General features: G+C 73.2%; 20 protein-coding genes. 18 read left to right on the top strand and 2 right to left on the bottom strand.

The annotated features are described in order from the left end of the window. Positions 1-18: 18 nt before the first annotated feature. Positions 19-477 (bottom strand): carboxymuconolactone decarboxylase family protein, encoded by a 459-nt coding sequence (locus tag ABT034_RS28910; RefSeq protein ID WP_351220005.1) that lies wholly within the window; start codon positions 475-477, stop codon positions 19-21. A gap of 86 nt (positions 478-563) precedes the next feature. Between ABT034_RS28910 and ABT034_RS28905 the strand changes: the two genes are divergently transcribed. The 13 genes from ABT034_RS28905 (at position 564) to ABT034_RS28845 (ending at position 14,237) form a co-directional block, all read left to right on the top strand. Next, positions 564-1,439: a sigma-70 family RNA polymerase sigma factor gene (locus ABT034_RS28905; RefSeq protein ID WP_351220004.1), complete on the top strand. Its 876-nt coding sequence runs from the start codon at positions 564-566 to the stop codon at positions 1,437-1,439. 243 nt (positions 1,440-1,682) lie between these two features. After that, entirely contained in the window at positions 1,683-4,028 is a 2,346-nt protein-coding gene (locus ABT034_RS28900; protein WP_351220003.1) for a collagenase, read from the top strand. Between the two features lie 125 nt (positions 4,029-4,153). After that, complete coding sequence (locus ABT034_RS28895) at positions 4,154-5,458, top strand: NAD(P)/FAD-dependent oxidoreductase (protein ID WP_351220002.1); 1,305 nt, start codon at positions 4,154-4,156, stop codon at positions 5,456-5,458. After that, a complete protein-coding gene (locus ABT034_RS28890; protein ID WP_351220001.1) occupies positions 5,455-5,793 on the top strand; it encodes a (2Fe-2S)-binding protein in 339 nt (112 codons plus the stop codon). Before ABT034_RS28895 ends, ABT034_RS28890 begins: the two co-directional genes overlap by 4 nt. Before the next feature lie 100 nt (positions 5,794-5,893). Beyond that, a complete protein-coding gene (locus ABT034_RS28885) occupies positions 5,894-7,417 on the top strand; it encodes an FAD-dependent oxidoreductase (protein ID WP_502973079.1) in 1,524 nt (507 codons plus the stop codon). An 88-nt stretch (positions 7,418-7,505) separates the two neighbouring features. Beyond that, positions 7,506-8,420 (top strand): dihydrodipicolinate synthase family protein, encoded by a 915-nt coding sequence (locus tag ABT034_RS28880; protein WP_351220000.1) that lies wholly within the window; start codon positions 7,506-7,508, stop codon positions 8,418-8,420. 51 nt (positions 8,421-8,471) lie between these two features. Then, positions 8,472-9,476: a proline racemase family protein gene (locus tag ABT034_RS28875; RefSeq protein WP_351219999.1), complete on the top strand. Its 1,005-nt coding sequence runs from the start codon at positions 8,472-8,474 to the stop codon at positions 9,474-9,476. Positions 9,477-9,564: 88 nt separating this feature from the next. Beyond that, on the top strand, positions 9,565-10,251 hold the full coding sequence (locus tag ABT034_RS28870; protein ID WP_351219998.1) for a GntR family transcriptional regulator: 687 nt from the start codon (positions 9,565-9,567) through the stop codon (positions 10,249-10,251). A 10-nt stretch (positions 10,252-10,261) separates the two neighbouring features. Continuing rightward, positions 10,262-10,828: a MarR family winged helix-turn-helix transcriptional regulator gene (locus ABT034_RS28865; RefSeq protein WP_351219997.1), complete on the top strand. Its 567-nt coding sequence runs from the start codon at positions 10,262-10,264 to the stop codon at positions 10,826-10,828. A gap of 434 nt (positions 10,829-11,262) precedes the next feature. Continuing rightward, entirely contained in the window at positions 11,263-11,694 is a 432-nt protein-coding gene (locus tag ABT034_RS28860) for a cell division protein SepF (protein ID WP_351219996.1), read from the top strand. A 400-nt stretch (positions 11,695-12,094) separates the two neighbouring features. Beyond that, positions 12,095-13,189, top strand: coding sequence for an AAA family ATPase (locus ABT034_RS28855; RefSeq protein WP_502973078.1), 1,095 nt, complete (start codon positions 12,095-12,097; stop codon positions 13,187-13,189). Positions 13,190-13,243: 54 nt separating this feature from the next. Further along, on the top strand, positions 13,244-13,624 hold the full coding sequence (locus tag ABT034_RS28850; RefSeq protein ID WP_351219994.1) for a nucleotide pyrophosphohydrolase: 381 nt from the start codon (positions 13,244-13,246) through the stop codon (positions 13,622-13,624). 127 nt (positions 13,625-13,751) lie between these two features. Then, on the top strand, positions 13,752-14,237 hold the full coding sequence (locus tag ABT034_RS28845; protein ID WP_351219993.1) for a DUF6099 family protein: 486 nt from the start codon (positions 13,752-13,754) through the stop codon (positions 14,235-14,237). A 68-nt stretch (positions 14,238-14,305) separates the two neighbouring features. Here the strand turns inward: ABT034_RS28845 and ABT034_RS28840 are convergent, their stop codons facing one another. Then, entirely contained in the window at positions 14,306-14,515 is a 210-nt protein-coding gene (locus ABT034_RS28840) for a hypothetical protein (RefSeq protein WP_351219992.1), read from the bottom strand. Between the two features lie 251 nt (positions 14,516-14,766). On the opposite strand from ABT034_RS28840, the gene ABT034_RS28835 reads away from it, so the two are divergent. The 5 genes from ABT034_RS28835 to ABT034_RS28815 all read left to right on the top strand — a co-directional run bounded on the left by ABT034_RS28835 (position 14,767) and on the right by ABT034_RS28815 (position 21,733). Beyond that, positions 14,767-15,690: an LLM class F420-dependent oxidoreductase gene (locus tag ABT034_RS28835; RefSeq protein ID WP_351219991.1), complete on the top strand. Its 924-nt coding sequence runs from the start codon at positions 14,767-14,769 to the stop codon at positions 15,688-15,690. A gap of 13 nt (positions 15,691-15,703) precedes the next feature. Then, positions 15,704-16,612, top strand: a complete 909-nt coding sequence (gene mmuM, locus ABT034_RS28830) for a homocysteine S-methyltransferase (protein WP_351219990.1) — start codon at positions 15,704-15,706, stop codon at positions 16,610-16,612. A gap of 102 nt (positions 16,613-16,714) precedes the next feature. Next, on the top strand, positions 16,715-18,181 hold the full coding sequence (locus ABT034_RS28825; protein WP_351219989.1) for a 3' terminal RNA ribose 2'-O-methyltransferase Hen1: 1,467 nt from the start codon (positions 16,715-16,717) through the stop codon (positions 18,179-18,181). After that, entirely contained in the window at positions 18,178-20,712 is a 2,535-nt protein-coding gene (locus ABT034_RS28820; RefSeq protein ID WP_351219988.1) for a polynucleotide kinase-phosphatase, read from the top strand. Before ABT034_RS28825 ends, ABT034_RS28820 begins: the two co-directional genes overlap by 4 nt. A gap of 295 nt (positions 20,713-21,007) precedes the next feature. Further along, positions 21,008-21,733 carry a Crp/Fnr family transcriptional regulator gene (locus ABT034_RS28815; RefSeq protein WP_351219987.1) on the top strand — a complete coding sequence of 242 codons (726 nt, stop codon included), beginning with the start codon at positions 21,008-21,010 and terminating at the stop codon, positions 21,731-21,733. Positions 21,734-21,859 lie beyond the last annotated feature (126 nt).

The raw sequence follows: 21,859 nt of genomic DNA, 5'->3' as shown, positions 1-21,859 counted from the left end.
GCCGGAGCCGCGTCTGGCTCAGCCCCAGGTCCGGCCGGCCGGTTCCTTGACGGTGCGGTTGAGCCGGTTGAAGAAGTTGGTCAGCGCGATCTCCAGGTTGATCGCGCCGATCTGCTCCTCGGTGAAATGGGCGTTGACCTCCTCCCAGATCGCGTCGGTGACGCCCTCCGCACCGTCCTGCAGCCGGGTGGCGGCCTCGGCGAGTGCCAGGGCCGCGCGCTCCGCGCCGGTGTAGAACGGTGCCTCGCGCCACGCCGCCACGTTGTGCAGCCGCTCGTCGGTCTCACCGGCCTTCTTCCCGCCGGTGACGGAGGCGTAGACACATGCCGAGCAGCTGTTGATCTGGCTGACACGCAGGTGGACGAGGACGAGCAGCTTCGGGTCGACGCCCCCGGCGGCGATCGCCTTGTGGAGGTGGGTGATCGCGGTCCACAGATCGGGGTTGTCCGTGTTCTTGTTCTTGAGCCGGTTCTCCATGGGGAGTGCTCTCCTTGATCGGGGTTACGTTCCGGGGCTGGTGCCCGTCACCCCTATGACGGAGCAGCTTCCAGAGAGGTAACACCATGCCTGACGCCCATCCCGCGGATCCGGTCGCCGACGCCTTCGAGACCCACCGCGAACGGCTCCGAGGCGTCGCCTACCGCGTCCTCGGATCACACGCCGACGCGGAGGACGTGGTCCAGGAGGCATGGCTGCGTCTCTCCCGCCAGGACAGCGACACCATCGACAACCTCGGCGGCTGGCTGACCATCGTGGTCGGCCGCATCAGCCTCGACGTCCTCCGGTCGGGCCGGACCCGCCCGGAACTCCTCTTCGGCGACGAGGCGGCCGAAGTCACCGTGACCCTCGACGACGCTCCCGCCCCGGAGGACCTCGTGGCGCTCGGGGACTCCGTCGGCCTGGCGCTCCTCACGGTCCTCGACTCGCTGCGCCCGGACGAACGGCTGGCGTTCGTCCTGCACGACGTGTTCGCCGTGCCCCACGGGGAGGTCGGCACCATCCTCGGCAAGTCCGCCGACGCGACCAAGATGCTCACGAGCCGTGCCCGCAGGAAGGTACGGACCGCCCAGCAGCCGGCGAGCACCGGGCGGCGACACCGCGAGGTGGTCCAGGCGTTCCTTGCCGCGGCCGGCGAGGGCCGGTTCGAGCAGCTGCTCGAGGTTCTCCACCCCGAAGTGAAGTTCACCGTCCACACGCCGAACGGCCGGTTCGTCACGCTCGGGGCCACCGAGGTCGCAAGCCGCGCGCGCGTGGCCGGCGCGGCGGCGCGGGGACATGCGGCGACCGTCAACGGCCGCCCCGGTGTCATCGCCTGGAACGAGGACGGCACCCCGCTCTCCCTCCTCGTCTTCACCGTCGCCGACGGCCGCATCACCGAGATCACCGCCATGGTCGACCCGACCCGACTCGCGCTCATGGACCTGCCGGCCCCGGTGTGACAGCCGGTACGTCCTAGCGGCGACGGCCGCCCGGCCCCGGTGCCGGACGGCCGTTTCCCGGTGGATTCCCGGGTGGTTTCCTGGTGGCTTCCGCGCCGGAACGCCGCCAGACCCTTGCCAGTGCAATTTCACATTACTATGGTACTGCTCGCACCACCGCTGGAAAGAACGTCAACTCGACCTGAGAACAAGTGAGTTGACTGGGAACCACCCCCACATCCCCCTCCGTCCACAGGAGTTCTGGTGTCCCAGCACAGATCCGTGCGCAGCGCCCTGCTCGCCTCCGCACTCGCGGCCGGCCTGCTCGTACCACTCGGACAGACCGTCAGCCAGGCGGCTGAGCCGCTGAGTTCACCGACCGCCCCGGCGTCGGCCCGGCCGCCGCACCCCTACGATGAGGTCGACCGGCTCGCCACAGCGCCCCCGGCCGTCGCGGCCCCCGCGCCCGCTCCGGGCGGTGGGGCCTCAGCAGGCCGCATACCCGGCGCCGCCCCCGAGACCTCGACCGACTCCGCCCCCGCGTCCGCCGCGGGCCTCCCTCGTGCGCAGCGCCAGGCCGCCGCCGCGCCCTGCACCCTCGACGGCGTCACCGGCCTCACCCCCGAGCGGTTCGCCGACTTCCTCGCCGACCCCGCCGTGACCGCCGACGACTGTCTGCGCGGACTCGTCTGGACGTGGGACGCCCGGCTCACGCCGGTGATGTCCGACGCCCACGTCCAGGCCGTCGCGCGCCGCGCCACCACCCTCGCGCCCGGCCACGACGGAAAGAACTCCTCCCACCTGGAGGAGATGTTCACCTACCTCCACGCCGTGGCGTACCACGACTTCTCGCGCGACGAGATCGACACCACCGACGCCCCGACCGTCGACGCCGTACGGCGGGCCGTCGCCGCCTACGGCACGGCCCCGCGCACCTTCGACGTCACCGCCACCAACGCCGACACCCTCCGCGAGGCGCTGTACGCGGCGAGCGCCCCCGGCCTCCGCCAGCACCAACTGCCCCTGATCCGCAGGGTGCTCGCGACGATGGACGCCGCCCACCCGGCCACCCACCTCGACCCGGCCTGGGCGGGCGCCGCACTCGCCGGACTCTCCCTCAACTACCTCGGCGTCTACCCCGGCAACCAGGACACCGCCTTCCACAAGGCCGCCGCCGCCGACCCCGCGTACCGCGCCGCCTTCAAGGCCTTCGCGGGGTACGGACACCTGAAGGGGACCGCCAACAGCTGGGTCGCCCGCGACGCCCTCGGCGAGTACGGCCGCTTCGGCCAGATCGAGGGCCTGCGCCCGGCCGTCGTCGCCGACCTCGGCGCCCTGCTCGGCCCGGTCGAGACCACCTTCGGCACCGGCAGCGCGCAGTGGGCCTCGCTGGTCTCCTGGCTCAACGTCTACGAGGCCTGCGCCCCGTACGGGGTGTGCAAGGCGGACATCGAGCGCCGGATCTTCCCGTACACGTACACGTACGACAGCGGCGCGATCAAGGTCCGCACCGGCCTCCCGCGCACGACCGTCGACACGCTCTACTACGCGAGCAAGCAGGTCAAGGCGCAGTTCCACCGGGTCCTCGGCACCCTGGAGCCGCTGGCCGGCGACCCCAACACCAGCCTGAACATCGTCCTGTACGCCTCGCGCGCGGACTACGAGAAGTACCACCCGATCCTGACCGGGATGGACACGAACAACGGCGGCATCTACATCGAGCGCGGCGCCACCTTCTACACGTACGAGCGGCGCGTCCCGCAGGACTCCTCGCTGACCCTCGAAGAGCTGTTCCGGCACGAGTACACGCACTACCTCAACGGCCGGTTCGCCGTGCCCGGGTTCTTCGGTGAGGGCCCCTGGTACCAGGACGACCGCACGACGGCGATGGACGAGGGCACGGCCGAGTTCTTCGACGGAGCCACCCGCGACGACGGCATCGCCGTCCGCAAGTCCCTGGTCCGCAGCGTCATCGCCGACACGGCGGGCGGCGGACCACGCATGACGGTACGTCAGATCCTGAACGCCACGTACGACGGCGACGGCTTCCGCTTCTACGCGTACGCCGGCACCTTCTTCGAGTACCTCTGGACCGACAAGCCGGCCGCGCTGCGCGAGATGTACAAGCACCTGCGCGGAAACGACGTCGCCGCGTACGACGCCTGGCGGGCACGGCTCAGCGCGGACGTGACGGTGCAGCGCGACTACGACCGCTTCCTGGACGCGCGGATCGCCGAGGTCGAGAAGCTGTTCGTACCGGCGACCACGTTCACGCCCGTCGACCGGCTGCGGGACTCCAGGGCCGCCGACGTGGCCGCCTCGTTCGCCACGGCGACGTCCAACACCCCCGTCTGCGCGGAGAGCGGCGCGCCGGGCGGACGCCGCTTCACCTGCACCGGCCGCATCACGGCCAACCTCGCGAACGCGGGCAGCGCCGACCAGGTCTTCAAGGACATGTCCGAGACGGTCGACTACTTCCTCCTCGACCGGGCGGGCGCGGCATCGAACAACCTGGCCGACATGAACTGCTCCTTCGGCCCGGTCGACATCTGGACCGGCGGACGCGCGGGAACGTCGAGCTACCACTGCGAGGGCCCGCTGCGCGGCTGACGTGGAAGGGCGGCCTCGCTCGGACTCCGGGTCGGAGAGGGGCCGCCAACCCCTGTGCAACGCAGTTGAGTTGATAGGCCGACCGATCTCTGTTCCCTCCCGAGAGAATGTGACATATTACTGCCGTGTCCAAGAGACTGAGGAGCAGCCTGGACGCCGTGATCATCGGCGCGGGCGTCGTCGGAGCGGCCTGCGCGTACTTCGCCGGCCGTGCGGGACTGACCGTCGCCGTCGTCGACCGGGGTCCCGTCGCCGGCGGCACCACCGGCGCCGGAGAAGGCAACCTCCTCGTCTCCGACAAGGAGCCGGGGCCCGAACTCGATCTCGCGCTGCTCTCCGTACGCCTCTGGAGGGAACTCGCGACCGTACTCCCACCGGACATGGAGTACGAGACGAAGGGCGGCCTGGTGGTGGCCCCCGACGCCGCCACACTCAAGGCCCTGCGCGCCTACGCCGAGAGCCAGGGGGCGGCCGGGGTGGAGGCCGCCGAGATCGAGGGAGAGGCACTGCGGGAGCTCGAACCACACCTCGCGGACGGCCTCGCGGGTGGTTTCCACTACCCGCAGGACGCCCAGATCCAGCCGGCCCGCGCGGCCGCCCGCCTCCTCGCCGCCTCTGGCGCGTCCGTCCACCTCGGAGAGGAGGTCACCGCCATCCTCCGTACGCCCTCGGGCGCGGTACGCGGAGTCCGCACCGCCCGCCGCGAACTCACCGCCCCCGCCGTGGTCAACGCCGCCGGTACGTGGGGTGGAGCGGTCGCGGCGCTGGCCGGCGTGGAGCTGCCGGTACGGCCACGGCGCGGGTTCGTGCTCGTGACCGAACCGCTTCCCAGGGTCGTACGGCACAAGGTGTACGCGGCCGACTACATCGCCGACGTGGCCAGCGGCTCCGCGGCGCTCCAGTCCTCCGCCGTCGTCGAGGGCACCCCTGCCGGGCCCGTGCTCATCGGCGCCACCCGGGAGCGGGTGGGCTTCGACCGCTCCCTGTCCGTCGAGGCCCTGCGCAGGCTCGCCTCCCAGGCCGCCGCGCTCTTCCCGGTACTCGCCGACGTACGGGTACTGCGCGCCTACCACGGCTTCCGCCCGTACCTCCCCGACCACCTCCCGGCCATCGGTCCCGACCCCCGCGTCCCCGGCCTCCACCACGCATGCGGCCACGAGGGCGCGGGAATAGGCCTGGCCCCGGCAACGGGCCTCCTGGTGGCGGCGGCGCTGACGGGGGAGCAGCCCCCGATGGACCGGTCTCCGTTCCGACCGGAGCGGTTCGGGGGCGGGGGCGCCGATGCCGGTGCAGGTTGCTGCCCCGGCGATGACCTCGGCCACGGCTCGGGTCCTGGCGGCGGGCTCGCCTGCGGCTCGGGCCCTGGTCATGGCTCCGACTACGACCCCGCCCCCGACCCCGCCTCCGGACCCCGGGAGACCGCACCATGAGACGACGCCGTACCGCGTCCGCCGCCCGCACCCCGCGTTCGCTCGTCGGCGGGGCGGCCGCGGACGCGTTCACCGTGGCCTACGACGGGCGCCCGGTGGCCGCACTGGCCGGGCAGTCCCTCGCGGCAGCGCTGTGGAGCGCGGGCATCCTGACCTGGCGCACCACGCGCGTCACGGGGGCCCCGCGCGGTGTGTTCTGCGGGATGGGCAGCTGCTACGACTGCCTCATCACCGTCAACGGGCGCCCCAACCAGCGTGCCTGCCTCACCCCGGCCCGCCCCGGTGACACCGTCACGACGCAGGAAGGGACCGGCCGTGCCGACCTCACCGTCTGACGCCGACCCGGCGGACGCGGTCGACCAGACAAGCCGGGCGGACCCGACGGACCCGTCCGACCCGATAAGCCCGGCGGACCCGACGGACCCGGCCGACCCGATAAGCCCGGCTGCCCCAGCCGCCGCCACAAGCCGCTCGGCCCCGTCGGCCCCTGCGTCCCCGTCGGACCCTGCGCCCCCGTCTGACCTCGCCATCGTCGGCACCGGACCCGCCGGCCTCGCCGCCGCCGTTGAGGCGGCCCGGCTCGGGCTGCGCGTCGTGCTGCTCGATGCCGGGGAGCGTCCCGGTGGCCAGTACCACCGGCATCCCGCGCCCGAGCTCGGCGCGCTCCGGCCTGAGGCGCTCCATCACGACTGGCGTGCGTTCGCCCGCCGGGCGGCGGCCCTGGACGGGCTCGTCCGCTCCGGGCGCGTGACCTACCGCCCGCGTTGTCACGTCTGGACCGTGGTGCCCGAGGGCCCCGCCTGGCGGCTGCACGCCGTCGGCACCGGCGACGACACCGCCGTGACCGTACGTGCCCGTGCCGTGCTCCTGGCCACCGGCTCGTACGAGCGCCAACTTCCCTTCCCCGGCTGGACCCTGCCCGGGGTCGTCGCGGCCGGCGGCGCGCAGGCCATGCTCAAGGGCGGGCTCGTCCTGCCGGGGCGCCGCGTCGTCGTGGCCGGCAGCGGCCCGCTGCTCCTGGCGGTCGCGGGTTCACTCGCGGAGGCGGGCGCCCGCGTCCCCGCCGTCGTCGAGGCGGGGACGTACCGGGGGTACGCCGGATTCGCGCCCACCGTGCTGCGCAACCCCACCAAACTCGCCGAAGGCGCCCTGCACGGAGGGGCGTTGCTACGGCACGGGGTCAGGCTCCTCACCCGCCACGCGGTCGTCGAAGCGCACGGTACCGACCGCGTGGAGGCGGTCACCGTGGCGCGGCTGGATGCCGACTGGCGTCCCGTACCCGGCACCGGGCGGCGGATCCCCTGCGACGCGCTCGCGGTCGGCCACGGGCTCGTACCGCAGGTGGAACTGGCCACCGCCCTCGGCTGTGCGACCCGGACGGCCGCCGACGGAACACCCGCCCTCGTGCTCGACACCGACCAGTCGACCTCCGTTCCCGGCATCTGGGCGGCAGGAGAGCCCGGCGGCATCGGCGGCGCACGACTGGCGGTCCTGGAAGGCGAGTTGGCGGCAGCCGCCGTGGCCCGGGCCCTCCAGGGAGCCCGGCCGCCGAAGCTCCCCGCCGACGACAGGGCAGCCGCCCGGCACCGCCGCCACCGCGACCGGCTGCGCGGGTTCGCCGAGGCGATGGGGGCCGTGCACCGGCCCGGCGCGGGGTGGGTGGACTGGCTGCGGGAGGACACCGAGATCTGCCGCTGCGAGGAGGTGCCCGTCGCCCGTGTCACGGAGGCCGTCGAGACGCTCGGCGCGCGCGACGCCCGTACGGTCAAGCTGTTCACCCGGGCCGGGATGGGCTGGTGTCAGGGCCGGATGTGCGGCCCCGCCGTGGCGGCGCTCGCGGGGCGGCAGCCGGGTGCCGCCCCTGACGGGGTCCCGGACCGCCGCCCGCTGTCCTGCCCCGTACCCCTGCGTCACCTGGCCGAACTGCCGGAACCGGCAGGGAATCACGACAGCACCTGATTGCCAGTCAAATCCTGCCCCGCTACGGGCTCTTGTGACTCCTCCACCCATCAGTAAAATGTCACACACCACACAAGGGAGTTCCTTCATGTCCCACGAGCAAGCCCCTGTGCACCGCGTCCACCCCTGGCACGGAATCATGGTCGCCACCGCCCTCCCCCTCCGCGAGGACGGCTCCGTCGACCACGACGCCTACGCCCGCCACGTCGCCTGGCTGATCGCCCAGGGCTGCGACGGCGTCGTCCCGAACGGCTCGCTCGGCGAGTACCAGACCCTCACCGACGCGGAGCGCGCCCACGTCGTACGGACCGCCGTCGAAGCGGCCGGGGACGGCGGCCGGGTCATGCCCGGCGTCTCCGCGTACGGCAGCGCGGAGGCCCGGCGGTGGGCCGAGCAGGCCGCCGAGGCCGGGGCCGGTTCGGTGCTGCTCCTGCCGCCCAACGCCTACCGGGCCGACGAGCGTTCCGTACGCGCCCACTACGCCGAGGTCGCGGCGGCCGGGCTGCCCGTCGTCGCGTACAACAACCCCCTCGACACCAAGGTCGACCTCACCCCCGCCCTCCTCGCCCGACTGCACGCCGACGGCAGCATCGTCGCGGTGAAGGAGTTCAGCGGGGACGTCCGCCGCGCCTACGAGATCGCCGAACTCGCCCCCGGTCTCGACCTGCTCGTCGGCGCGGACGACGTCCTCCTCGAACTCGCCCTCGCCGGAGCGGTCGGCTGGATCGCCGGCTACCCCAACGCCCTGCCGCGCACCTGCGCCACGCTCTACCGAGCGGCCGTCGCCGGAGACCTCGAAACGGCGCTTCCGCTCTACAAGTCCCTTCACTCGCTCTTCCGTTGGGACTCGAAGGTCGAGTTCGTCCAGGCGATCAAACTGTCCATGGACCTCGCGGGCCGCCCCGGCGGCCCCACCCGGGCGCCGCGCGTCCCGCTGACACCGGAGCAGGAGGCGGTCGTACGGGCCGCGACGGAGAAGGCCCTCGCGGAGGGCCACGCGTAACCTCCGGCAGGCTGCCGGCCCGTACTCCGCACACAGACCCGAAGGGGACCCATGCGCACCCGTCACGTCTACCACGCGGTGGACTCCCACACCGAAGGCATGCCCACCCGGGTGATCACCGGCGGTGTCGGGGTGGTCCCCGGCGCCACGATGGCAGCGAAGCGGCTCCACTTCGCCGAGCACCTGGACCACGTCCGTACGCTCCTCATGTACGAGCCGCGCGGCCACGCGGCGATGAGCGGAGCGATCCTCCAGCCGCCCACCCGCCCAGACGCCGACTACGGCGTCCTCTTCATCGAGGTGTCGGGGCTCCTCCCGATGTGCGGCCACGGCACCATCGGCGTCGCCACCGTCCTCGTCGAGACGGGCATGGTGCCGGTCGTCGAACCGGTGACCACCGTCCGCCTCGACACCCCGGCGGGCCTGGTGAGCGCCGACGTCCGCGTCGAGGACGGACGGGCTTGCTCCGTCACCCTCACCAACGTGCCCTCCTTCGCCGCGGGACTCGACCTCAAGGCGGACGTGCCCGGGTACGGCACCGTCACCTACGACCTCGCCTACGGGGGCAACTTCTACGCCTTCGTCGCCCTCGAATCCCTGGGGCTGCCGTTCGACCGCGCCCACAAGGACGAGCTGCTCGCCGCGGGACTCGCCGTCATGGAGGCGGTCAACGACGGCCCCGACCGGCCCGTCCACCCGGAGGACCCGGGCATCGCCGGGGTGAAGCACGTCTACCTCGCCGCGCCCGGCTCCGACGCGGTCCGGTCACGCCACGCCATGGCCATCCACCCCGGCTGGTTCGACCGCTCGCCGTGCGGCACCGGGACCAGTGCCCGGCTGGCGCAGTTGCACGCCCGCGGGCTGCTCGCCCCCGGCGTCGACTTCGTCAACGAGTCCTTCATCGGCACCGCGTTCACGGGGCGGATCGTCGAGGAGACGGAAGTGGCCGGCCGGCCCGCCGTCGTGCCGACGGTGACGGGCCGCGCCTGGATCACCGGCACGGCCCAGTACTTCCTCGACCCCGAGGACCCGTTCCCCGCCGGCTTCCTGCTCTGACCGCGAAGGAACCCCGCAACTCCCGCACCCCGGAAGGAGAAACGTGACATTGTACGATGCTCCTCCCTGACTTCTCGGAGGACGCACGATGGGTGACCTGAAGCAGTACGGCCTCGTCAGGGCGCAGGAGCGGCTCCGCGACCAGGTCGGGCACGCCCTCCGCGCGGCCCTGATCGCCGGCGAACTGCGGCCCGGCCAGGTCTACTCGGCCCCCGGACTCGCGAGCGACCTCGGCGTCTCCGCGACCCCCGTCCGCGAGGCCATGCTCGACCTGGCCCGGGAGGGCCTGGTCGAACCCGTCCGCAACAAGGGCTTCCGTATCACCGAGGTCAGCGAGCGGGACCTCGACCAGTTCACCGAACTGCGCACCCTCATCGAGGTCCCCACCATCGGCCGCGTCACGAGGAAGGCCGACCGGGAGCAGTTGGAGGCGCTGCGCCCGGTCGCGGAGGAGATCGTCTCCCGCGCCCGGGAGCACGACCTCATCGGCTACCTGGAGGCGGACCGCCGCTTCCATCTCGCGCTGCTCGCCCTCTCCGGCAACGAACGCCTGGTCGAGACGGTGGGGGAGCTGCGCAAGCGCTCCCGCCTCTACGGTCTGACCGGCCTGGACGAGGCGGGCAAACTCGTCTCCTCCGCCGAGGAACACCTCGAACTCCTCGACCTGATGCTCGCCGGCGACGCACGCGGCGCGGAGGCGTGCATGCGCCGCCACCTCGGGCACGTACGGTCGCTGTGGGCCGACGCCCGCGACGCACCGCCCGGAGGCAAGTAGCGTAGTGATCATGGAATCTGGGACTCCCGCAGCCACCACGACCACCGCCACCGCACCCGGCCAAGCCACCGACCAGGCCGTCGGCCAGGCCACCGACCAGGCCACCGATCAGGCGCCGGCCGATCCCGCCGCCCCCGACGACCTGCTGGCCACGCAACCCGTCGGCTACTGGACCGGCCTGGCGCACTCCACCGTGACCGCACATCTGCGTGACGCCATGGCCCGGGTCGACGTCACGCAGCCGCAGTACTGGGTCCTCAACCACGTACACGCCGGAGCGCGATCCCCGAGCCGCAAGGAGGTCGTCACGCAGCTGACCCCCCTCGCGGACGGGCCGCACGAGATCGCCCGGGTGGTGGACCAGTTGCACCACCGGGGCTGGCTCCGGACCGACGACGGCCACCGCCTCCACCTCACCGAAACCGGAGAGGCCGCCCGGGTCAGGATCCGTGCCCTCGCGACCGAGATGCGTGCCGTGGTCCACGAGGGCATCAGCGACGAGGAGTACGTGGCCGCGCTCAAGGTGCTGCGCAGAATGGTGGCCAACGCCGAGGCCGACACCAGGCCCGGCCACTGACCCCTCGTCCGTGGTGCCACCCTGAGCACCGCTCTGACCTGGACTATCGTCATTGGCTCGGGCATTACCGAGAGTGATCGATTCGGCGATGATTCCCCGTCGGGACCATCTTCCTCGCCGTCGTGCTCGGCGTGTTCCTCATCGTGCTCTACCGCCTCTTCGTCACCCCCGGCCGGGTCGACGGCTGGGTCGCGGAGCACTTCACGGCATCCGACTACGGCCTTCCGCCCCGGGGACAGCTCGACCCGCGCCGCGCCGGCCCGCCCCCGCCGGCCCACCGGGCGGAGAAGCGGCAGGCCGTCGCCGACGCCGCTGTCCCGCACACGTCCCGTCCGCACCCCGCAGATCCACGGGATGGGCCGCTAGGGCGTGTCCGGCGGCATCACCTCGTGTCGTTGTTGGGCCGAACGGGTGAGGAGCGGGAGGATGGGGTCATGAGTAGGTACGAGAGGTACGACGTCACCGACGAGCAGTGGGAGGGCCTCGCCCAGGTCGTGCCCCTGCGCGGCCGTGACGAATGGCCGTCCAGGGTCGACCACCGCGCGATCCCCGAGCAGTACGAATCCGCCGAGCAGCGCCGTATGGTCGTGCTCCGCGTCCAGGTGTTCGCCGACGCCCGTGAGGTCGCCGACTACCTCATCGCCCAGATCCCGGTGCTCCTCGACCTGACGAGCGCCGACACCGAGGTCGCCAAGCGCATCCTCGACTTCAGCAGCGGCGTCGTCTTCGGTCTCGGCAGCGTGATGCACCGCGTCGACCGGAACGTTTTTCTTCTTGCCCCGGCCGGTACGGAGGTCGAGGGCGCGGAGGGCGAGGACGAGGAGGACGCCGTCGGCGGCAGGACCGCCGGGGTCCCCCGATCGTAGGAAGGTCATCTAGCCGTAACGGTTCGTCAGGGAATGAACTGCGTACGGTCCGGGCATGGACCTCACCGGCGGCTTCACGCTCGATCGCTCCACCCCCGTCGTGCCTTCTCCCGGCACGCGCACGGGTACGCACACGGGTACGCACTCGGGCACACGCACAGGCTCGCTCACAGGCACGCACACGGGCACTCCCACCGGCTCTCTCGCCGGCAGAGCCCCTTCCGCCGTAACCCCCGCCCGAGCCGGTGCGCCTTCCGGTCCGCGTGCCTCCGTCCCCGAGGCGCGGGGGCCCGCCGCTTCGGAGAACCGGCGCCGGGGCGGGCCCGGGCGGAGGGCCGACGGGGAGGGTGCCCGCGAGGGAGGGGGCGGGCGGCTCCGCGCCCGGCCCGCCGTCACCGAGCTGCGCCTGTCCGCGTTCGCGGGACACCGCGCCGCCGTGCACCCGCTGGGACCGGTCACCCTGTTCGCCGGACCCAGCGGCAGCGGCAAGTCCACCACCCTGCGGGCGTACGAGGCACTGGCCCGGCTCGGCGCGGGCGACCCGCTCCACGAGGTGTTCCCCGACGCCGCCGACTGCGTCCCCGAGCGGGCCCGGCCCGACGCCCAGGGCAGGCGCGGCTTCCGGATCGGTTGCACGGTCGACGGTCCTGAAGGCCCGGTCCACCTGGACCTCGCCGTCCAGGCCGAACCCCGGCTCCGTATCGTCGGCGAGCGGCTCACCGGCCGCGGCCGCACCCTGCTCGCCACCGCCCTGCGCGACCCCGGCCGCGCCACCGTCCAGGCCGAGTGGCACACGGCCGGTTCCACCCCCGTCACCCGGGCGCCGCTGCCCGACGACCTCCTCGGTACGGCGCTGCTGCCGCTGCGGGTCGCGGGGAAGACCCCCGGGCAGCTGGAGGTCCTGGCCGCCGCCGAACAGATGGTCATCGGGCTGCGGTCCGCCTTCGCCTGCGACCCCCGGCCCGAGCGGATGCGGGCCCCCGTCCTCCCCGGTGAGGGACGGCTGCGACGCGGCTGCGGCAACCTCGCCGAGGTGTTGCACCGCACCCACACGGACTGCCCGCGCCGGCACCACCGCCTCGCGGCCGTGGCGGCGGCGGGCTGCGCGGGACCCGTCGCAGGGCTCGGGGTACGGGAGCTCCCGGAGGGCACGGTCCTGGCGGTCCTCGAACGAGGAGCCCGGCCCGCGACCCCGCTCGGCCGCCTCGGCGACGGGGAACTGCGCTATCTGGCCCTCGCCCTCACCCTCCTCACCGGCCCGGGAGTGCTGGCGATGGACCAGCTCGCCGAGGTGCCCGACGCCATGCAGTCCCTGACGCTGCTCGCCGACGGCCTCGACCGGGGGCTCGACGGGCGGCAGGTGGGCGAACTGCTCCGCCTCGCCACGGGCATCGCCGACGACGGACACATCCGGGTCGCGGGAACGGTCGGGACCGGGGCGGCGGAGGAGGCACGCCGGGTGGCCGGGGTGACGGTGGTGGACCTGAGTGCCTGAGGGAGACGGTGGTGGGCCTGAGTGCCTCGTGGTCACGGTGATAGACCTGAGTGCGTGACGGACAACGACGTAACGGGACTGCAGCGCAGGTTGGTCGAGTTCGCGGCCGCCCGCGACTGGCAGCCCTACCACACGCCCAAGAACCTGGCGGCGGCGCTCAGCGTGGAGGCATCCGAACTCCTGGAGATCTTCCAGTGGTTGACGCCCGAGCAGGCGAAGCGGGTGATGGACGATCCCGGTTCCGCGCACCGGGTCGCGGACGAGGTGGCGGACGTCCTCGCCTATCTGCTCCAGTTCTGCGCGGTGCTCGGGGTCGATCCGCTGGCCGCCCTCGCGGCGAAGATCGACCGGAACGAGGTCCGATTTCCCGTCCGGAGGCGGGGCGGAGGGGGTGACGAGGGGGACACGGCCGACGATCGTCACTCTTCGGAGTGAGGGACTTTTCCCCGTCGAGCTTCCTGTCCACAGATTTCCGAATTCCCCTGGTGCCGGGGCTCAGGCGGCTTCACTCTGGGTAGTGGACTCAGTGGGCAGATAAGTCGTACGAACGGGGGCGGCGTTGATGGAAGCGGAGCGACTCATCGCGCTTGGCCGGCAGGCGCTGGCCGAGAGCGGAACGGCACAGGACATCGTGGTGGAGGCCTGGCAGGCCCAGGCGCTCGCCCAGGCGATAGGGAACCATCTCGCGCTCTGCGGACCGCAGGAGCTGCGCGGCGAGGCGCGGGGGCTGAGCGAGACGGGGGAGTATCCGGCGTGGGGCGCCGGAGGGCCGCGAGCGGCCCAGCTGTCCGAAGTGGCGGATCCGTGCGGGGCGTTGACCCTGCTCGGGGAGCTGCTCGGGGAGGTGGGCATCGCGCTGGTCGGCGTGGCGTGCGCCACCGACGAGGAGGGGCTCTACTGGCAGTGCATCGAGGCCATCGACGCCGCCGACGAGTCGAGCGACCGGGTGCGCGGGATGCTGCGGCGCCTCGCCGTGCGGGACGGGGAGCGGGCCCGCCCTCCCGACGCCGCCCGAGGCCGCGCGGGCCCCGGACGGGGCCGGTGGTGAGCGGCGCGCGCCGACCGGCCGGAGACGCCGGACTTCCAGGGCGTGTCCGGCGGATCATGGCCGGGGTCCTAGAGGGCGGGGCGCTCCGGGCGGTCCTGCTCGCGCTGGGGCTGGAGGTCCGCGTCCAGCTGGGAGAGGTCGGCGGAGAGCGCTGCCATCAGCTCCTCCATCTGCTGGAGCAGACCCTTGGGGGCACCGGCGCCCTTCTGCTCGGGCACGGACTGCGGTACCGGCTGCTGCTCGGGCACAGCCCGCTCCGGCGCGGCTTCCTGGGACATGGGGGCCTCCTCGGCCCGGACCCCGCGCCGCCGAGGGCGGGGTCACGAGTGAGAGCGACGCGCCGGCAGCGGCCGCCGGCACGTGGGCCGGGCGGTCCGGCTCCGCCCGAGCCAACGACGGGCGCCGGGCCCCGGTCACTGGCCGGGGAGGACGCGGCCCGCCAGGGGGCCGGTTATTCACCCGACCGAGCCGGGGCGGACGACGCGCTGACGGACAGGTTGACACGCACCCGACGGTGCAGGATGGAGGCATGGATCTTCGCATCTTCACGGAACCCCAGCAGGGGGCCGACTACGACACCCTCCTCACGGTGGCGCGGGCCACCGAGGAACTCGGCTTCAGCGCTTTCTTCCGCTCCGACCACTACGTCAGCATGGGCTCGGCCGACGGGCTGCCCGGACCGACGGACGCCTGGATCACCCTCGCCGGGCTCGCCCGGGAGACCAAGCGGATCCGCCTCGGCACCCTGATGACCGCCGGCACCTTCCGGCTTCCCGGTGTCCTCGCCATCCAGGTCGCCCAGGTCGACCGGATGTCCGGCGGCCGGGTCGAACTGGGCCTCGGCGCGGGCTGGTTCGAGGAGGAGCACAAGGCCTACGGCATTCCGTTCCCGAAGGAGAAGTTCGGCCGTCTCGAGGAGCAGCTGGCGATCGTCACCGGCCTGTGGGAGACCGAGGTCGGCAAGACCTTCAGCTACGAGGGGGAGTTCTACCAGCTCACCGACTCCCCCGCGCTGCCCAAGCCCGCCCAGGACAGGATCCCGGTGCTGATCGGCGGGCACGGCGCGAGCCGCACGCCGCGCCTGGCCGCGCGGTACGCGGACGAGTTCAACATCCCCTTCGCCTCCCTGGAGGAGAGCGAGCGCCAGTTCGGCCGGGTCCGGGCCGCGGCCGAGGAGGCCGGGCGGGCGCCCGACGACCTGGTGTACTCCAACGCGCTGGTGGTCTGTGTCGGCAAGGACGACGCCGAGGTGGCCCGCAGGGCCGCCGCCATCGGACGGGACGTGGACGAGCTGAAGGCGAACGGTCTCGCGGGCTCGCCCGCCGAGGTCGTCGAGAAGCTCGGGCGGTACGCGGACATCGGCTCCTCCCGGGTCTACCTCCAGGTCCTGGACCTGGACGACCTGGACCACCTGGAGCTGGTCTCCGCGCGGGTCCAGTCGCAGCTGGGATGAGAGGGGCGATCCGATGAAGCCGGTCCCCGCGCTCGCCGAAGCCCTCGGGGCGGGAGTCCTCGTCCTCGACGGCGGCCTGTCCAACCAACTGGAGGCGCAGGGCTGCGACCTCTCGGACGCGCTCTGGTCCGCGCGACTCCTCGCGGACGCCCCCGAGCAGATCGAGGCGGCCCACGCGGCGTACGTACGGGCCGGTGCCCGGGTGCTGATCACCTCCAGCTACCAGGCGACCTTCGAGGGCTTCGCCCGGCGGGGCGTGGGCCGGGAGGAGGCGGCCCGGCTCCTCGCGCGGAGCGTGGAGCTCGCCAGGGCGGCGGCGGACGGAGTACGGGAGGAGGTCTGGGTCGCCGCGTCCGTGGGGCCGTACGGCGCGATGCTCGCGGACGGCAGCGAGTACCGGGGGCGGTACGGGCTGTCCGTACGGGAACTCGAAGCGTTCCACCGGCCCCGGATCGAGGTGCTCGCGGCGGCGGGGCCGGACGTGCTCGCCCTGGAGACCGTTCCGGACGTGGTCGAGGCGGAGGCGCTGCTGCGGGCGGCCGAGGGGTGCGGGGTGCCCGTGTGGCTCTCGTACACGGTCGGGGGCGGGCGGACCCGGGCCGGACAGGACCTGGCGGAGGCCTTCGCGGTGGCCGCCGAGAACGAGGGGGTCGTCGCCGTCGGCGTCAACTGCTGCGATCCGGCGGAGGCCGGGGCGGCGGTGGAGCTGGCCGCGGCCGTGACCGGGAAGCCGGCCGTGGTCTACCCCAACAGCGGCGAGCGGTGGGACGCCGGCGCGCGGGGCTGGCGGGGGGACATGGCCTTCGACCCGGCCCGCGCCACCACCTGGGCCGCGGCCGGCGCCCGGCTCGTCGGTGGCTGCTGCCGGGTGGACCCGGCCACGATCACCGCGCTCGCGGGGTCACTGACCACCGAGGACTGAGCCTGAGCCCCGACCCCGGCCCCCCGGCTGCCCCCGCCCCCCGGTGGCGGGGCGCGGGAAAATGCCTGGTCGGGAGGGGAGAGGGGAACCATACTCGGACGGGTGTTCCTGACGATCAGTACGACCGGCGACCAGGAGCGTCCCGCGACCGATCTCGGCTTCCTGCTGCACAAGCATCCCGAGCGGGCGCAGACGTTCTCGACTTCCCACGGCACGGCGCACGTCCTCTACCCCGAGGCGAGCGCCGAGCGGTGCACGGCGGCACTCCTCCTGGAGGTGGACCCCGTGGCGCTGGTGCGCCGCGGCAAGGGAAAGGGCCGGGGCGGCGCCCCGGACTCCGCGCTCGCGCAGTACGTGAACGACCGGCCCTACGCCGCGTCCTCGCTGCTCGCCGTCGCCCTCGCCGCGGTCTTCAAGACGGCGCTGCACGGCGTGTGCAAGGCGATGCCCGAGCGGGCCGCCGCGCCGCTGCCGCTGCGCGTCGAGGTCCCGGTGCTGCCCGCGAGGGGCGGCGCGGACCTGGTGCGCGCGCTGTTCGGGCCGCTGGGCTGGGACACGGTGGACGCCGAGCCGGTGGCGCTCGACGCGGAGTTCCCCCAGTGGGGCGACTCCCGCTACGTACGGCTGGTCCTGGAGGGCGAGCTGCGGCTCGCGGACGCCCTCAACCACCTCTACGTCCTGCTGCCGGTCCTCGACGACGCCAAGCACTACTGGGTGGCGCCCGACGAGGTCGACAAGCTGCTGCGCGCCGGTGACGGCTGGCTCGCCGGACACCCCGAGCGGAAGCTCATCACGGCCCGCTACCTCTCCCGCCGCTGGGGCCTGGCCCGCGAGGCGACGGAGCGGCTCGAACTGGTGCGGCTCGCCGAGGCCGAGGGCCTGGACGTCGACGACGTCGACAACGCCGTGGACGAGTCGACCGACACCGAGGAACGACCGGTGCCGCTGGCCGAGCAGCGACGGGAGGCGATCCTCGGCGCCCTGGCGACGGCGGGAGCGGCCCGGGTCCTCGACCTGGGCTGCGGACAGGGGCAGTTGGTGCAGGCCCTGCTCAAGGACCCGCGCTACACCGAGATCGTCGGCGTCGACGTCTCCGTGCGGGCGCTGACCGTGGCCGCGCGGCGGCTGCGGCTGGACAGGATGGGGGAGCGGCAGGCCGCCCGGGTGAACCTGGTGCAGGGCTCGCTCGCGTACACCGACAAGCGGCTCACCGGCTACGACGCGGCCGTGCTGAGCGAGGTGATCGAGCACCTGGACCTGCCGAGGCTGCCGGCCCTGGAGTACGCGGTGTTCGGTTCGGCCCGGCCGCGTACGGTCCTCGTGACCACGCCGAACGTCGAGTACAACGTGCGCTGGGAATCGCTCCCGGCCGGGCACGTCCGGCACCGCGACCACCGCTTCGAGTGGACCCGGGAGGAGTTCCGGAGCTGGGCGGCCTCGGTCGCCGGGCGGTACGGGTACGACGTCGGGTTCGTTCCCGTCGGCCCCGACGACCCCGAGGTCGGACCGCCCACCCAGATGGCCGTCTTCACCCGTACCGACGAGACCTTGAAGGAGGTCGCGGCATGACCCGTACGCTCCCCGTCACCGACCTGTCCCTCGTGGTGCTCGTCGGGGCCACCGGCTCCGGCAAGTCCACCTTCGCCCGGCGCCACTTCAAGGCGACCGAGATCGTCTCCTCCGACTTCTGCCGGGGGCTCGTCGCCGACGACGAGAACGACCAGTCCGCGAGCAAGGACGCCTTCGACGTCCTCCACTACATCGTGGGCAAGCGGCTCGCGGCGGGCCGGCTCGCCGTCGTCGACGCCACCAACGTGCAGCAGGAGGCCAGGCGCCAGCTCGTCCAGCTGGCCAGGTCGCACGACGTGCTGCCCATCGCGATCGTCCTCGACCTGCCCGAGGACGTGTGCCGCGCCCGGAACGCCGTGCGGCCCGACCGCGCCGACATGCCCGCGCACGTCATCCAGCGCCACCGCCGCGAGCTGCGGCGTTCGCTGCGCGGCTTGGAGCGCGAGGGCTTCCGCAAGGTGCACGTGCTGCGGTCCGTCGAGGAGGTCGAGGACGCCGAGGTTGTCCTGGAGCGCCGCTTCAACGACCTGCGCCACCTCACCGGACCCTTCGACATCATCGGTGACATCCACGGCTGCCGCTCCGAGCTGGAGAGCCTGCTCGCGAAGCTGGGTTACGTCGACGGGCACCACCCCGAGGGGCGTACGGCCGTCTTCGTCGGCGACCTCGTCGACCGGGGGCCCGACTCACCGGGCGTCCTGCGCCGGGTGATGGCGATGGTCGCCGCGGGCGACGCGCTGTGCGTGCCCGGCAACCACGAGAACAAGCTGGGCCGCTGGCTCAAGGGCCGCAAGGTGCAGGAGACGCACGGCCTCGCCGAGACGATCGAGCAGCTGGGGCAGGAGACCGAGGAGTTCCGGGCCGAGGTCGCCCGGTTCATCGAAGGGCTCGTCAGCCACTACGTCCTCGACGGCGGCAACCTCGTCGTCTGCCACGCCGGTCTGCCGGAGAAGTACCACGGCCGCACCTCGGGGCGGGTGCGTTCGCACGCGCTGTACGGGGACACCACCGGCGAGACCGACGAGTTCGGGCTGCCGGTGCGCTACCCGTGGGCGGAGGACTACCGGGGGCGGGCCACCGTCGTGTACGGGCACACGCCCGTGCCGGACACCTCCTGGATCAACAACACCATCTGCCTCGACACGGGAGCGGTCTTCGGCGGGAAGATGACCGCGCTGCGCTGGCCGGAGCGGGAACTCGTCGACGTACCGGCCGAGCGCGTCTGGTACGAGCCGGCCCGGCCGCTCGCGACCGAGGCGCCGGGCGGGCACCAGGGGCGCCCCCTGGACCTGGCGGACGTGCACGGCCGGCGGATCGTGGAGACCCGGCACCTCGGCAACGTCGCGGTGCGGGAGGAGAATGCGGCGGCGGCCCTTGAGGTGATGAGCCGGTTCGCGGTCGACCCGAGGCTGCTCGCCTACCTGCCGCCGACGATGGCACCGACCGCCACCTCGAAGGAGGAGGGCTACCTGGAGCACCCGGCCGAGGCCTTCGCCCAGTACCGGGCGGACGGCGTCGAGCGGGTCGTGTGCGAGGAGAAGCACATGGGCTCCCGGGCCGTGGCCCTGGTCTGCCGGGACGCCGACGCGGCGCGTGAGCGCTTCGGCGTGGACGGCGACGGGGTGACGGGCGCGCTGTACACCCGTACGGGACGGCCCTTCTTCGACGACGTCGCCGTCACCGAGGAGGTCATCGGGCGGCTGCGGACGGCGATCGGCGCCGCCGGGCTCTGGGACGAACTCGGCGCGGACTGGCTGCTGCTCGACGGCGAACTGATGCCGTGGTCGCTCAAGTCGGCGGGGCTGCTCCGCGCGCAGTACGCGGCGGTCGGCGCCGCGTCCGGTGCCGTCTTCCCCGGCGCCGTGTCCGCCCTCGAACAGGCGGTGGCGCGCGGGGTCGAAGGGATCGACGGGCTGCTGGCCAAGCAGCGGGAACGCGCCTCGGACGCGGCGGCGTTCACCGAGGCGTACCGCAGGTACTGCTGGCCGACCGAGGGGCTCGACGGCGTGCGGTTCGCCCCGTTCCAGCTGCTCGCGGCGACCGGACGCTCGCTCGCGGCCGTCCCCCACGACGAGCAGCTGGCCTGGCTCGACCGGCTCGTGGAACACGACCCGACCGGGCTGCTCCAGCTCACCCGCCGACTCGTCGTCGACACCGGCGACGAGGCCTCGGTACGCGCGGGGGTCGACTGGTGGCTCGACATGACCGGCGCGGGTGGCGAGGGCATGGTCGTCAAGCCGCTCGCGGCGCTCGTCCGCGACCCCAAGGGCCGGCTCGCGCAGCCCGGGGTGAAGGTGCGCGGCCGGGAGTACCTGCGGATCATCTACGGCCCCGAGTACACCCGCCCGGAGAACCTGGAGCGCCTCCGCCAGCGCTTCCTGGGCCACAAGCGGTCGCTGGCCCTGCGCGAGTACGCCCTCGGCCTCGAAGCCCTCGACCGCCTGGCGGAAGGCGAACCCCTCTGGCGCGTCCACGAGGCCGTCTTCGCGGTCCTCGCCCTGGAATCGGAACCGGTGGACCCGAGACTCTGACGCGGAGGGGCGCCCGGGGTACCGCGTGGTGTTCGACCCGGCTCCGCGGGGTCGGCGCACGGACCCGGCCGGGGGGCGCAGGGGGGCCGCTCGCGGCGCTCCCCTGCGCCCCCCGTGCCCGTTGACGTGTTTCTTCCGCACCCTCTAGCGTTCTTCACCCCATGACGTGACGCAGTGTCAACAATGTGACGTGGCACGACACATGAGGTGGGAGCACGCACGCGAACGCGCCGGTCGATCACCGGTGGGCGGTCTTCCCCGGAGGGCCCGAGGACGGTACGGGGGTGAGCGGACGGTGAGTCTCTTCGGCCAGGACCGCTCCTTCCTCCACGCCCTCCCGGCGGCCGACCGGCGGTCCCTGCTCACCGAGGGCGCCCGGCGCGTCTACGAACCGGGGGAGGTGATGATCCGCGAACGCGACACCAGCGCCTTCGTCCTCGCGCTCCTCTCCGGCTGGTCCGTCGTCTCCGTGGGCACCGAGCGCGGATCGCGGCTCATCCTCGCCCTCCGCGGCGCCGGCGAGGTCGTCGGAGACCTCGCCGCCGTCGACCGGCGCCCGCGCAGCGCCAGCGTCACCGCGCTCGGCACGGTCGAGGCCGTGGCCATCTCCGGCGACCGGTTCCGGCACTTCCTCGCCGCCCGGCCGCACGCCACCGCGCTCATCATGCGCCAGCTCGCCACCCGGCTGCGCAGCGCCGACGTCGAGCGCCGCGCCCTCGCGTCCGAGACCGTCCTCCAGCGCCTCGCGGCCCGGCTCGTCGAACTGGCCGAGCGCGCCGGACGGCAGGCCGGAACCGGGACCGTACTCGAACTACCGCTGCCCCAGCACGACCTGGCGGCGGCCATCGGAGCCACCCGGGAGGCGGTGGCCAAGGCGCTGCGCCTGCTGCGGGAGCAGGACGTGGTCCGCACCGCGAACCGCACCGTCGTCGTCATCGACATGCGGGTCCTGGTGCTGCTCGCGGAGGGGCGCGCACGCCCCGGCGCAGCCCCGGCGGACGAATCTCCACCGGTTGTGTAAACGGCTACATCGCCGGCCGCGGAACGCGGCCAGTCTGGACACGCACCACCACGGCACCAACGGCACCAGGGCATCACACAGGGAGTCCGAGTGAGCAGTGCGGGAGTGAACGGGGAAGGGGGCGGA

This window comes from Streptomyces sp. NPDC002773, from assembly GCF_040295605.1.
Taxonomy (GTDB): domain Bacteria; phylum Actinomycetota; class Actinomycetes; order Streptomycetales; family Streptomycetaceae; genus Streptomyces.
The sequence above is the reverse complement of the archived record's forward strand: the minus strand, read 5'-3'. Positions and strand labels throughout refer to the sequence as shown.